The sequence below is a fragment of the Streptomyces sp. NPDC002044 genome (genome assembly GCF_040296725.1).
GTDB classification, from domain to species: Bacteria; Actinomycetota; Actinomycetes; order Streptomycetales; family Streptomycetaceae; genus Streptomyces; species Streptomyces antarcticus.
Map to the genome: position 1 here is coordinate 1 of NZ_JBEOXU010000050.1, position 12,358 is coordinate 12,358.

Sequence of the window (12,358 nt, forward strand, 5' to 3'; positions counted from 1 at the left end):
GTGACGGAACTGCCGCGCCGCGTACGCCAGGCCAGCCTGGTCCCGCAGTTGCGCGAGGCCCCCGAGCCCGAGCCCGCGGCCGCCGCCCGCGGCCCCGAGGACCCGCCGGGCCGCAGCCCGGAACAGGCCCGGGACCGGATGGCGGCCTACCGGGACGGCTGGACCCGGGGGTCCCGGGAGAACGCCTCCCACCCAGCCAGTGAAGGAGAAGAACGATGATCGAACACCAGAGAACCGGCCTCGACGGAGCCCGCGGGCCGGGCGGGCCGGACTGGCTCCTGGACGACCTGGTGGTGCGGGTCCGCGAGGTCAGGCACGCCGTGGTCCTGTCCAACGACGGGCTGGCGGTCGGCGCGTCGAGCGCGCTGAGCCGCGAGGACGCGGAGCACCTGGCCGCCGTGGCCTCCGGCTTCCACAGCCTCGCCAAGGGCGCGGGGCGGCACTTCCACGCCGGGGGCGTGCGCCAGACGATGGTGGAGATGGACGAGGGGTTCCTCTTCGTGGCGGCGGCGGGGGACGGCTCGTGCCTGGCCGCTCTCAGCACCGCCGGCGCGGACATCGGCCTCATCGCCTACGAGATGGCCCGGCTGGTCAAGCGGGTCGGCGAGCACCTCCACACCCCGGTCCGGCTCGCGGCGCACCCGCCGGCCGCCGGCTGAAGGCGGCGGTCCGGGACATGAACGGCCACTGGTACGACGCCGACGCGGGCCCGCTCGTCCGCCCGTACGCCATGACCGGCGGACGTACGAAGCCGGGACCCCACGGGGTGCGCTTCGACCTGATCGCGCTGGTCGTCGTGGACCCGGAGGGAACCGACGCGGACACCGAGGCGCTCCTCGGCCCCGAACACCGGGCGCTGCTGCGGCTCTGCAGGTCCGAGACCCAGTCGGTGGCGGAGCTCGCCGCCGACGCCGACCTGCCCGTGGGAGTGGTGCGGGTCCTCCTCGGGGACCTGCTGGAGGGCGGACACGTCAAGGTCAGCAGACCGGTGCCGCCGGCCCAGCTGCCGGACGAACGGATTCTGCGTGAAGTCATCGAGGGATTGCGAGCGCTGTGATGGGACGACACGACGACGGACCCGCCGGCCGGGCCCCGGACACCGACCCCTGGGACGCCGATCCCGACGACGACGGAGAACTGGCCGCGCTGGCGCTGAAGATCCTGGTGGCCGGCGGTTTCGGGGTCGGGAAGACCACGCTGGTGGGCGCCGTGAGCGAGATCCGCCCGCTGCGGACGGAGGAGGCGCTGAGCGAGGCGGGCGAACTGGTCGACGACACGGACGGGGTGGACCAGAAGACGACCACGACCGTGGCCATGGACTTCGGGCGGATCACCATCCGGTCCGGGCTGTCGCTGTACCTGTTCGGGACGCCGGGGCAGGACCGCTTCTGGTTCCTGTGGGACGAACTGTCGCAGGGCGCGCTCGGCGCCGTGGTGCTCGCCGACACGCGGCGGCTGGAGGACTGCTTCCCGGCGGTCGACTACTTCGAGCACCGGCGGATCCCGTTCGTCGTCGCCGTCAACTGCTTCTCGGACGCGCGGCGGTACGGGGCGCACGACGTGTCGCGGGCGCTGGACCTCAACCAGGGCACACCGGTGCTGCTGTGCGACGCGCGGGACAAGGACTCGGGGAAGGAAGTGCTGATCCGGCTGGTCGAGTACGCGGGTCGGGTGCACACGGCCCGGCTGCTCGACTCGGTGGAGCCGCGGGCCGGCTCGGTGTGAGCCGGCCCGCGGGGAGCGGCGGCCCCCACCACCGCGGCGGGATCTGCGTCAGTCCGCGACCGCGGCGGTGGCGATCACCTTGTCGATCGTGACCCGGACGAGGAGCTCGCCGGGGACGGCGTTGCGCCGGCCGAAGGCTTCGGCGCGCTCCTCGCCCATGTAGCGGGCCCCGATCCTGGTCGCCCAGGTGAGCATCGCGTCCGGGTCGTCGGCGTGCTCGCTGAGCTCGGCGCGGCCCTGGAGCACGACGTAGGAGAACGGCGGCCGGTCGTCGTCGACGCAGAGCGCGACCCGGCCGTCACGGGCCAGGTTCCGCCCCTTCACGGTGTCCTTTCCCGTGTTGAACACGAAGGAGTCGCCGTCGAGCACGAACCAGACGGGGGCGATGTGCGGACTGCCGTCCTCGCGGACGGTGGAAAGTTTGCCGGTACGGGTGGAATGAGAGGCGAACGCCCGCCATTCCTCTTGCGTCATCTTCTTCGCCATGGGGACATCCTCCTTGTCGGAAAGGCGCTGGTGGGGAAGGCTTGCGGCACGACTACGCGGGGGTGGGGCGCGGCCACGGCGGCGGCGCCCACGGGAGGGGCTCGAAATGGCACTGGACAAGCAGCTCGACTGGCTGTTGGACGACCTGACGCGCCGGGTCCAGCAGGTGCGGCACGCGGTGGTGCTGTCCAACGACGGCCTGGTGACGGGCGCGAGCGCGGGGCTGGCGCGAGAGGACGCGGAGCACCTGGCGGCCGTGGCGGCCGGCCTGCAGAGCCTGGCCAAGGGCTCGGGGCGGCACTTCCGGGCCGGGGAGGTCCGCCAGACGATGGTGGAGTACGACGAGGGCGTCCTGTTCGTCATGGCGGCGGGCGCGGGCAGCTGCCTGTGCGTGCTGAGCGCCGCCGAGGCCGACATCGGCCAGGTCGCCTACGAGATGACTCTGCTGGTCAACCGGGTGGGCGAGCACCTGGGGGTCACGGAGCGGCGGTTGACCGGCGGCTGAGACGCCCCCCGGAACCGGGGGACTGTCGCGTGCGGAAGTTGTCCACAGGCCTCGCGGAGTGTCGTTGCGCTGAGTTACGGTCTTCACACAGAGTAATCAATGCTCGTGGGGGAGGACCGTGATGATGCGCATGGGGACCGTACTTCGAGGCGATGTGGCGGAGCGTTCCGGCGCGGACGCCGCCGGGACCGTGGCTGGAGCCGTGGCCGTTGCCGTCGCCGTGGCCCCGCCGGTGGACGGACGCGCGGGGGCTTCGGTGGGCGGGGTGCAGGCCGCCGGGGAACTGGGCCTGAGCCGGAGCGAGTTCGCCCGGGCCGTCCAGTTGGGGATCGTACGGGCGAGCCCCGCCGCCGGGGGCGCCGCCGCGCGCTTCGCCCGGACCGAACTGGACCGGGTCCGGGCCGCCGAGGGGCCGCCGGCCGCACTGCGCGGCCGGGTCGAAGCCGTGGCCGGGGCGGAGGCCGCGGCGGCGGTGCTGGGAGTCGGCCCGAGCCGGTTCACCCGGCTCGCCCGGTGCGGGCACCTCATCCCGGTCGGCTACCGGATCAACCGCTACCGGGCGGTGGTCTGGCTCTACCTGGCCGGGGAACTGAGGGAGTTCGCCGCCCGGGAACCGGGTGCGCTGCGCACGGCCGCGTCGGTGGCCGACCGGGAACTGATCGCGGCCAAGGGGGACCTGCGGCCGCGGAAGTGGCGCGGCCGGCACGTGGGGCTGCTGCTGAGAGGTACCGCGGACCCGTGGGAACGGGCAGCGGTGCCGGCCTCCGTACTGCCGCAGGACGTGGTGCGCGACGCCGTTCCCGATCCGGCGGAGCGCGTCGTCCTCGCGGCCCTCGCCCCGCCCCCTCCGTACGGGCACCCGCGGACTCCCGTGGCCGCGGCCGTGGCGGAGCGGCTGCTGAGGGCCGAGGCGCCGGAGGAGGTCCACCGGTACCGCACTCTCCTGGATTCGGCCCTGGCCGGGGCCCGCGGTCAGTCGAAGTCGACGGGGGAGAGGGGGCCTACGTAGACCCAGGCCCCGTCCTCCCGTGCGAAGGCGCTGTGCTCGTGCAGGGAACCGGCGTGCCGGCCCTCGCGGTAGTGCGCCCGGAACTCCACCGAGCCCTCCGTCTCGAACATCCCGCCGCGCTCGGTGGCCAGGATCTCCAGCCGGTCCCAGCGCTGTCCGGGGTCCAGGCCGAGCCGGCCGGGCCGGGTCGAGGAGTGCCAGGAGCGCAGCAGGTAGGCGGTGTCACCGACGGCGAAGGCGCTGAACCGGGAGCGCATCAGCCGTTCGGCGGTGGGGGCCTGCCCGGCGCCGGAGTGGAAGCGGCCGCAGCACTCCGGGTAGGCGGCGGGCAGCCCGCAGGGGCAGGGGAGGGCCGGGGTGGGCATGGGCGTGCTCAGTTCTCGGGAGGGGCTTCGGAGGCGGGGGAGGTCCGGGGCGGCCGGGGCGGCCCGGCGGAGTACGGGCGGAAGAGGCCCTCTTGGACCACGGAGACCAGCAGCCTGCCCTCCACGTCGTAGATGCGGCCGCGGGCCAGGCCCCGGCCGCCGTGCGCGATGGGCGACTCCTGGTCGTACAGGAACCACTCGTCCGCCCGGAACGGCCGGTGGAACCACATGGCGTGGTCGAGGCTCGCCATGTCGAAACCGCGCATCCCCCACAGGGGCTCCACCGGGATGCGCACGGCGTCGAGGAGGGTCATGTCACTGGCGTAGGTGAGGGCGCAGGTGTGCACCAGCGGGTCGTCGCCCAGCGGGCCGACGGCGCGCATCCACACCGCGCTGCGCGGATCGGCGTCCTTGAGCTCCTCCGGAGTCCAGCGGAGCCGGTCCACGTACCGGATGTCGAAGGGCTGGCGGCGGGCCATCCGCTCCAGCGCCTCGGGCAGGGCGCCCAGGTGCTCGCGGATCTCGTCCGCGACCTTCGGGAGCGTGTCCGGATGGGGGAAGTCGAGGCGGGGCGGCAGCTGGTGCTCGATGCCGCCCTCCTCCGGACGATGGAAGGAGGCGGTGAGATTGAAGATCGTCTTGCCCTGCTGGACCGCGGTGACCCGGCGCGTGGTGAAGGACCGCCCGTCGCGTACCCGCTCCACCTGGTACACGATCGGCACCCCGGGGATGCCGGGGCGCAGGAAGTACGCGTGCAGCGAGTGGACCGGACGGTCGCCCTCGGTGGTGCGCCCCGCGGCGACCAGCGCCTGGCCGGCGACCTGGCCGCCGAAGACCCGCTGGAGGGACTCCTGCGGGCTGGCGCCGCGGAAGATGTTGACCTCGATCTGCTCCAGGTCGAGCAGGTCGACGAGTCTCTCGGCGGGGTTCGTCATCAGGGGATCTCCACTGTCTGGTCCGGCGGGTCCGGCACGTCCGGCGGGGCTGCGGGGGCTGGCTGGGGGCGGGGTGCGGTCAGAGCTGGCCGAGCTCGCCCACCGAGGTGACGCGCAGGACCGCACGGCCCTCCTCGTCGGAGGCGGCGAGGTCTACTTCGGCGCTGATGCCCCAGCCGTGGTCCCCGTTGGGGTCCGCGAAGGTCTGGCGGACGCGCCACAGACCGTGCGCCGCGTCCTCCTCGATCTGCAGGAGCTTGGGGCCGCGCGCGTCCGGGCCGGTGCCCAGGTCGTCGTACTCGTCCCAGTACCCGTCCATGGCCTCGCCCCAGGCGTCGGCGTCCCAGCCGGACTCGGCGTCCAGCTCGCCCAGCACGTTGACGTGGTCCAGCGCGGCGAGCTCCACGCGGCGGAACATGGCGTTGCGGACCAGGACGCGGAAGGCGCGCGCGTTGGCGGTGACCGGCTTGACCTGGTCCGCCTTCTCCTGGGCCTGCTCCGCCGTCTCCACCTCCGGGTTCGCCAGCTGCTCCCACTCGTCCAGCAGACTGGAGTCGACCTGGCGGACCAGCTCGCCGAGCCAGGCGATCAGGTCCTGGAGGTCCTCGGACTTCAGGTCGTCGGGGATGGTGTGGTCCAGCGCCTTGAACGCGCCGGCCAGGTAGCGCAGCACGATGCCCTCGGTGCGGGCCAGCTCGTAGTAGGACGTGAACTCGGTGAAGGTCATCGCGCGCTCGTACATGTCGCGGATGATCGACTTCGGGGAGACGGGGTGGTCGCGGACCCACGGGTGGCTCTTGGCGTACACGTCGTAGGCGTGGAAGAGGAGCTCTTCGAGCGGCTTGGGATAGGTGATGTCCTGGAGCCGCTCCATCCGCTCCTCGTATTCCACCCCGTCGGCCTTCATCTGGCCGATGGCCGTGCCGCGCTCCTTGTTCTGCTGCGCGGCGAGGATCTGGCGCGGGTCGTCGAGCGTGGACTCGACGACGGACACCATGTCCAGCGCGTAGGAGGGGGACTCCGGGTCCAGCAGGTCGAACGAGGCGAGCGCGAAGGTGGACAGCGGCTGGTTGAGAGCGAAGTCCTGCTGGAGGTCGACGGTGAGCCGGATGGTGCGGCCCTCCGCGTCGGGGGTGTCCAGCTTCTCGACGACCCCGCCGTCCAGCAGCGAGCGGTAGATCGCGATGGCCCTGCGGATGTGCCGCAGCTGGGCCTTGCGCGGTTCGTGGTTGTCCTCGAGAAGGTGGCGCATCGCCTTGAAGGCGTCGCCGGGCCGGGCGATGACCGACAGCAGCATGATGTTGGTGACCTTGAAGCGCGAGGTAAGCGCCTCCGGGTCGGCGCCGATGAGCTTTTCGAAGGTGGTGTCCGACCAGGCGACGAAGCCCTCGGGAGCCTTCTTGCGCACCACCTTGCGGCGCTTCTTCGGGTCGTCGCCCGCCTTCGCGAGGGCCTTCTCGTTCTCGATGACGTGCTCGGGCGCCTGGGCGACGACGTAGCCCGCCGTGTCGAAGCCGGCCCGGCCGGCGCGGCCGGCGATCTGGTGGAACTCGCGGGCGCGCAGCGTCCGGACCCGGTTGCCGTCGTACTTGGTGAGGGCGGTGAACAGCACGGTGCGGATGGGCACGTTGACGCCGACGCCGAGGGTGTCGGTACCGCAGATGACCTTCAGCAGACCGGCCTGGGCGAGCTTCTCCACCAGGCGCCGGTACTTGGGCAGCATGCCGGCGTGGTGCACGCCGATGCCGTGCCGGACGTAGCGGGAGAGGTTCTGGCCGAACTTGGTCGTGAAGCGGAAGTTGCCGATCAGCTCGGCGATCTTGTCCTTCTCCTCGCGGGTGCACATGTTGATGCTCATGAGCGACTGCGCGCGCTCGACCGCCTGGGCCTGGGTGAAGTGCACGATGTAGACCGGCGCCTGCCGGGTCTCCAGCAGCTCGGTGATCGTGTCGGTGATCGGCGTGGTGACGTACTCGTACGACAGGGGGACCGGCCGGGTCGCGGAGCGGACCATCGAGGTCGGCCGCCCGGTACGCCGGGTCAGGTCCTCCTCGAACCGCTTCATGTCGCCGAGGGTCGCCGACATCAGGATGAACTGCGCCTGCGGCAGCTCCAGCAGCGGGATCTGCCATGCCCAGCCGCGGTCCGGCTCGGCATAGAAGTGGAACTCGTCCATGACGACCTGGCCGATGTCGGCGTGCTTGCCGTCGCGCAGGGCGATCGAGGCGAGGACCTCGGCGGTACAGCAGATCACCGGGGCGTCCGCGTTCACGGAGGCGTCGCCGGTCAGCATGCCGACGTTCTCGGTGCCGAAGAGCTTGCACAGGTCGAAGAACTTCTCCGACACGAGCGCCTTGATGGGGGCCGTGTAGAAGGTCACCTTGTCCTGGGCCAGCGCCGTGAAGTGCGCGCCCGCCGCCACCAGGCTCTTGCCGGAGCCGGTCGGGGTGGAGAGGATCACGTTCGCGCCGGATACGACCTCGATCAGCGCCTCCTCCTGTGCCGGGTACAGGGTGATGCCCTGGCCCTCCGCCCACGAGGAGAAAGCCTCGAAGAGGGCGTCGGGGTCGGCGTTCGGCGGGAGCTGATCAATGAGGGTCACACCCCCCATCTTGCCTGGCTTCACCCCGGATGCGGGAACCGGCGGACGGAAGGAAGATCGTCAACGGTACGCTGTGCCGTCGATGCGGGCCGATCGACACCGTCGACCGGGCCCGGCCACCACACCACCGGGGCGGGGAACGACCATGATGGGTCCGGCGCACTCACTGTCCGGCGCGGCCGCCTGGCTGGGGGTGGGAGCGGCGACAGCGTCCGCCGGGTATCCGATGCCGTGGCCGGTCCTCGTCGTCGGCGCGCTGATCTGCGCCGGAGCGGCGCTGGCCCCCGACCTCGACCACAAGTCCGCGACGATCTCGCGTGCCTTCGGCCCGCTCTCCCGGGGGATGTGCGAGGTGGTCGACAAGATCTCCTACGGCGTCTACAAGGCCACCCGCTCCCCGAGGGACGCCCGCCGCACCGGGGGCCACCGCACCCTGACGCACACCTGGCTCTGGGCGGTCCTGATCGGCGCCGGCGCCTCCACGCTGGCCGTCACCACCGACCGGTGGGGGGTGCTCGCGCTCCTCTTCGTCCACCTGGTGCTGGCCGTCGAGGGCCTGCTCTGGCGGGCCGCGCGGATGTCCAGCGACATCCTCGTCTGGCTGCTCGGCGCCACCAGCGCGTGGATCCTGGCCGGCGTGCTCGACCAGCCCGGCAACGGCGCGGGCTGGTTGTTCGAAGCCCCGGGCCAGGAGTACCTCTGGCTCGGCCTGCCGATCATGCTCGGGGCGCTGGTCCACGACATCGGCGACGCCCTGACCGTGTCCGGCTGCCCCGTCCTGTGGCCGCTCCCGATCGCCGGCAAGCGCTGGTACCCGATCGGCCCGCCGAAGATGATGCGCTTCCGCGCGGGCAGCTGGGTGGAGCTCAAGGTCCTGATGCCGGTGTTCCTGCTGCTCGGCGGCTTCGGCGGCGCCTCGGCCCTCGGTTTCATCTGATCCTCCCGTGGGGGTCCCCTGATTCCCCCCCCGCGGTTTCCCCCGCGGCACGGGCGAGGCCCCCGGCCCCCGCTGACGCGGGTGACGGGGGCCTCGCGCACGGCCGTGGCCGGACTCCGGTCCGGTCAGCCGTGCCAGGAGCGCCACAGCGACGCGTACGCGCCGTCGGCCGCCACCAGCTCGTCGTGCGAACCGAGTTCGCTGATCCGGCCCTCCTCGACCACCGCGATCACGTCGGCGTCGTGCGCGGTGTGCAGCCGGTGGGCGATCGCGATGACCGTTCGGCCCTCCAGCACCCGGGCCAGCGAGCGCTCCAGGTGCCGGGCCGCGCGCGGGTCCAGCAGTGAGGTGGCCTCGTCCAGGACCAGCGTGTGCGGATCGGCCAGCACCAGCCGGGCCAGCGCGACCTGCTGCGCCTGCGCCGGAGTCAGCGCGCTGCCGCCGGACCCGACCTCGGTGTCCAGACCGGCCGTCAGGGCCCGCGCCCAGCCCTCCGCGTCCACCGCCTCCAGCGCCGACCAGAGCTCCGCGTCACCGGCGCCCGTACGCGCGAGGCGCAGGTTGTCCCGCAGCGAGCCCACGAACACGTGGTGCTCCTGGTTGACCAGTGCCACGTGCTCGCGCACCCGCTCCGCCGGCATCCGCGACAACCGGGCCCCTCCGAGGGTGACCTCGCCGGTCCGGGGCGCGTAGATCCCCGCCAGCAGGCGCCCCAGCGTGGACTTGCCCGCGCCCGAGGGGCCGACCAGCGCCATCCTGGTTCCCGGCGGCACCGCCATCGAGACGCGGTGCAGCACGTCCACGCCCTCCCGGTAGCCGAAGTGCACCTCGTCGGCGCGGACGGTGCGGCCCTCCGGAGCGACGGCCGCGTCACCCGCGTCCGGCTCGATCTCCCGTACGCCCACCAGCCGGGCCAGGGACACCTGCGCGATCTGCAGTTCGTCGTACCAGCGCAGGATCAGCCCGATCGGGTCGACCATCATCTGCGCCAGCAGCGCCCCCGTGGTCATCTGCCCCACCGAGATCCAGCCCCGCAGCACGCAGTAGCCGCCGACCAGCAGCACCGCGCCGAGGATCGTCATATAGGTGACGTTGACGACGGGGAAGAGGACCGTCCGCAGGAACAGCGTGTACCGCTCCCAGGCCGTCCACTCCTTGATCCGCCGCTCGGACAGCGAGATCCGGCCCTGTCCCAGGCGGTGCGCCTCGACCGTCCGGCCCGCGTCCACCGTCTCGGAGAGCACGGCCGCGACCGCCGCGTAACCGGCAGACTCCGACCGGTACGCCGAGGGCGCCCGCCGGAAGTACCAGCGGCAGCCGATCACCAGGACCGGCAGCGCCACCAGCGCGGCCAGCGCCAGCGGCGGCGCCGTCACCGCCAGCGCCCCGAAGAGGAGCCCCGCCCACACCACGCCGATGGCCAGCTGCGGGACCGCCTCGCGCATCGCGTTGGCCAGCCGGTCGATGTCGGTGGTGATCCGCGACAGCAGGTCACCGGTACCGGCCCGCTCCAGGACGCCCGGAGGCAGCCCCACCGACCGCACCAGGAAGTCCTCGCGCAGATCGGCGAGCATCTCCTCGCCGAGCACCGCCCCGCGCAGCCGGACCAGCCGGACGAAGAAGGTCTGCACGCCGACCGCCACCGCGAACAGCAGCGCCACCTGTCCCAGGTGCAGTTCGCGCACCCCCGCCGTCAGGTCGTCCACGACCCGGCCCAGCAGGTACGGGCCGACCATGGAGGCGATCACCGCGACCGCGTTGACCGCCACCAGCAGCACGAAGGCACCCCGGTGCCGCCGGAACAGCCCGCGCACATAGCCCCGTACGGTCGCCGACGTGCCCACGGGCAGGGTCGCGGCCGATTCGGGGGCCGCCGGATCGTAATCCGGCGGCGCCACGCCGATCATGCGGTCTCCTCGATCTCGGTGAGTGCTTCTTTCAGCCCTGTCAGTTCAAGCCGCGCGAGCCGCTGCTCCTCCTCCGTCTCACGGGTGACGACCGCCCGGTACAGCGGTTCGCCGTGCAGCAGCTCGCGGTGCGTACCGGTCGCCGCCACCACGCCCCCGTGGATCAGGACGACCCGGTCGGCACGGTCCAGCAGCAGCGGCGAGGACGCCAGTACCACCGTGGTGCGCCCGGCGCGCAGGGCCGCGATGCCGTCCGCGATCCGCGCCTCCGTGTGCGAGTCCACCGCCGAGGTCGGCTCGTCCAGCACCAGCACCTCCGGGTCGGTCACCAGCGACCGGGCCAGCGCGAGCCGCTGGCGCTGCCCGCCGGACAGCGAGCGGCCGCGCTCGGTGATCCGTGCGTCCATCGGGTCGTCGACCCCGTCCGGGGCCGACTGCGCCAGCGCCTCCAGCACGTCCGCGCACCGGGCCGCCTCCAGCGCCGCCGTCGGTCCGACCGCCCCGGAGGCCGGTACGTCGAACAGCTCCCGCAGGGTGCCCGACAGCAGCACCGGGTCCTTGTCCTGTACGAGGACCAGCGTGCGCGCGGTGTCCAGCGCGAGTTCGTCCAGCGCGACCCCGCCCAGCAGGACCGAGGCGCCGCCGGCGCCCTCCATCGGATGGCCGCCCAGCCGCTCGGCGAGCCGCCCCGCCAGATCCGGGTCCCCGCACACCACGGCGGTGAACCGGCCCGTCGGCGCCAGCAGCCCGGTCTGCGGGTCGTACAGGTCGGCGCCGGGCGCGGGCGCGTCCGGAACCGGGCGCGCCTCCTGCTCGGCGGCCCCCGGCTCCCCGGCGTCCGCGCGCGTCAGCGACAGCACCCGGGCCGCCCGTTCCGCGGACGGACGGGAGAAGGAGTACGCCATGGCGATCTCCTCGAAGTGCCGCAACGGGTACAGCAGCGTGGCCACCGCGCTGAACGCCGCGACGAGTTCACCCACCGCGATGCGCCCGTCCACGACCAGTGTGGCGCCGTACCAGACGACCGTGATCAGCAGCGCGCCCGGCAGGAGCACCTGGATCGCGGAGATCAGCGCCCACATCCGGGCACTGCGCACCGCGGCCTTGCGGACCTCCTGCGACGCCTCCCGGTAGCGGCCGAGGAACAGCTCCTCGCCGCCGATCCCCCGCAGCACCCGCAGGCCCGCGACCGTGTCCGAGGCCAGCTCGGTCGCCCGGCCCGCCTTCTCCCGCTGGAAGTCGGCGCGCCGGGTGGCGCGCGGCAGCAGCGGCAGCGCCGCCAGGGCGACCACGGGGACGCCGATCGCCACGACCACGCCGAGGGCGGGGGCGTAGAAGAGCAGGCCGACGCAGACGAGGACGACGGCGAAGGCGGCGGCGAGGAACCGGGAGACGGCCTCGACGAACCAGCCGATCTTCTCCACGTCGCCGGTGGACACCGCGATCACCTCACCGGCGGCGACCCGCCGGCTCAGCGCGGAGCCCAGCTCGGCCGTCTTGCGGGCGAGGAGCTGCTGCACGCGGGCGGCGGCGGTGATCCAGTTGGTGACGGCGGTCCGGTGGAGCATGGCGTCGCCGACGGTGACGGCCGCGCCGAGCAGGACGAGCAGGCCGCCGACGAGCAGCAGCCGGTGCGCGTCGCGGTCGACGACGGCGTCGACTCCCAGCCCCACCGCGTACGGCAGTCCGGCGATGCCGGAGAAGTGCACCAGACCCCAGCACAGGCTCTTGGCCTGTCCGCCGAGTTGGCCGCGTCCCAGCCACACGAGGAAACGGGGGCCGGAGCGAGCGTCGGGTACCCCGGGGTCCGGATACGGAAGATCGCTGATCTGCATGACGCCCCATGACGGTCGAGTGGTCCAAACCGTGCAAGGTTCGCCTTCCGGA

At 72.8% G+C, this 12,358-nt stretch carries 12 protein-coding genes and 1 pseudogene; 7 read left to right on the forward strand and 6 right to left on the reverse strand.

What is annotated here, in order from left to right; all coding sequences use genetic code 11:
• The 4 genes and pseudogenes from ABT106_RS15160 to ABT106_RS15175 all read left to right on the forward strand — a co-directional run.
• Nucleotides 1–219 (forward strand): annotated as a pseudogene (locus ABT106_RS15160) (sensor histidine kinase); the annotation flags it as partial.
• Nucleotides 216–659 (forward strand): roadblock/LC7 domain-containing protein, encoded by a 444-nt coding sequence (locus ABT106_RS15165; RefSeq protein WP_351276819.1) that lies wholly within the window; start codon nt 216–218, stop codon nt 657–659. The pseudogene ABT106_RS15160 and the gene ABT106_RS15165, both read left to right, overlap by 4 nt.
• Before the next feature lie 17 nt (nt 660–676).
• Nucleotides 677–1,057: a DUF742 domain-containing protein gene (locus ABT106_RS15170; RefSeq protein WP_351276822.1), complete on the forward strand. Its 381-nt coding sequence runs from the start codon at nt 677–679 to the stop codon at nt 1,055–1,057.
• The gene (locus ABT106_RS15175) at nt 1,057–1,725 is read left to right on the forward strand and encodes a GTP-binding protein (protein WP_351276825.1); all 669 of its coding nucleotides are present in this window, start codon (nt 1,057–1,059) and stop codon (nt 1,723–1,725) included. Before ABT106_RS15170 ends, ABT106_RS15175 begins: the two co-directional genes overlap by 1 nt.
• 48 nt (nt 1,726–1,773) lie before the next feature.
• On the opposite strand, the gene ABT106_RS15180 is transcribed toward ABT106_RS15175, so the two are convergent.
• Entirely contained in the window at nt 1,774–2,211 is a 438-nt protein-coding gene (locus ABT106_RS15180; protein ID WP_351276827.1) for a PPOX class F420-dependent oxidoreductase, read from the reverse strand.
• A gap of 106 nt (nt 2,212–2,317) precedes the next feature.
• Between ABT106_RS15180 and ABT106_RS15185 the strand changes: the two genes are divergently transcribed.
• Both ABT106_RS15185 and ABT106_RS15190 read left to right on the forward strand, forming a co-directional pair.
• Nucleotides 2,318–2,716, forward strand: coding sequence for a roadblock/LC7 domain-containing protein (locus ABT106_RS15185; protein ID WP_351276829.1), 399 nt, complete (start codon nt 2,318–2,320; stop codon nt 2,714–2,716).
• 202 nt (nt 2,717–2,918) lie between these two features.
• A complete protein-coding gene (locus ABT106_RS15190) occupies nt 2,919–3,725 on the forward strand; it encodes a DUF6397 family protein (RefSeq protein WP_351276832.1) in 807 nt (268 codons plus the stop codon).
• Here ABT106_RS15190 and ABT106_RS15195 read toward each other — a convergent pair.
• The 3 genes from ABT106_RS15195 to ABT106_RS15205 all read right to left on the reverse strand — a co-directional run bounded on the left by ABT106_RS15195 (nt 3,689) and on the right by ABT106_RS15205 (nt 7,627).
• Nucleotides 3,689–4,090 carry a YchJ family protein gene (locus tag ABT106_RS15195; RefSeq protein WP_351276834.1) on the reverse strand — a complete coding sequence of 134 codons (402 nt, stop codon included), beginning with the start codon at nt 4,088–4,090 and terminating at the stop codon, nt 3,689–3,691. The two genes, ABT106_RS15190 and ABT106_RS15195, sit on opposite strands and share 37 nt — an antisense overlap.
• 8 nt (nt 4,091–4,098) lie before the next feature.
• Complete coding sequence (locus ABT106_RS15200; protein ID WP_351276836.1) at nt 4,099–5,025, reverse strand: acyl-CoA thioesterase; 927 nt, start codon at nt 5,023–5,025, stop codon at nt 4,099–4,101.
• A 79-nt stretch (nt 5,026–5,104) separates the two neighbouring features.
• Nucleotides 5,105–7,627, reverse strand: a complete 2,523-nt coding sequence (locus ABT106_RS15205) for a DEAD/DEAH box helicase (RefSeq protein WP_351276839.1) — start codon at nt 7,625–7,627, stop codon at nt 5,105–5,107.
• Nucleotides 7,628–7,772: 145 nt separating this feature from the next.
• Here ABT106_RS15205 and ABT106_RS15210 point away from each other — a divergent pair, with 145 nt between their 5' ends.
• Nucleotides 7,773–8,564: a metal-dependent hydrolase gene (locus tag ABT106_RS15210; protein ID WP_351276842.1), complete on the forward strand. Its 792-nt coding sequence runs from the start codon at nt 7,773–7,775 to the stop codon at nt 8,562–8,564.
• Nucleotides 8,565–8,689: 125 nt separating this feature from the next.
• On the opposite strand, the gene ABT106_RS15215 is transcribed toward ABT106_RS15210, so the two are convergent.
• On the reverse strand, nt 8,690–10,471 hold the full coding sequence (locus ABT106_RS15215) for an ABC transporter ATP-binding protein (RefSeq protein ID WP_351276844.1): 1,782 nt from the start codon (nt 10,469–10,471) through the stop codon (nt 8,690–8,692).
• Nucleotides 10,468–12,306 (reverse strand): ABC transporter transmembrane domain-containing protein, encoded by a 1,839-nt coding sequence (locus ABT106_RS15220; RefSeq protein WP_351276847.1) that lies wholly within the window; start codon nt 12,304–12,306, stop codon nt 10,468–10,470. The genes ABT106_RS15215 and ABT106_RS15220 overlap by 4 nt, the downstream gene beginning before the upstream one ends.
• Nucleotides 12,307–12,358 lie beyond the last annotated feature (52 nt).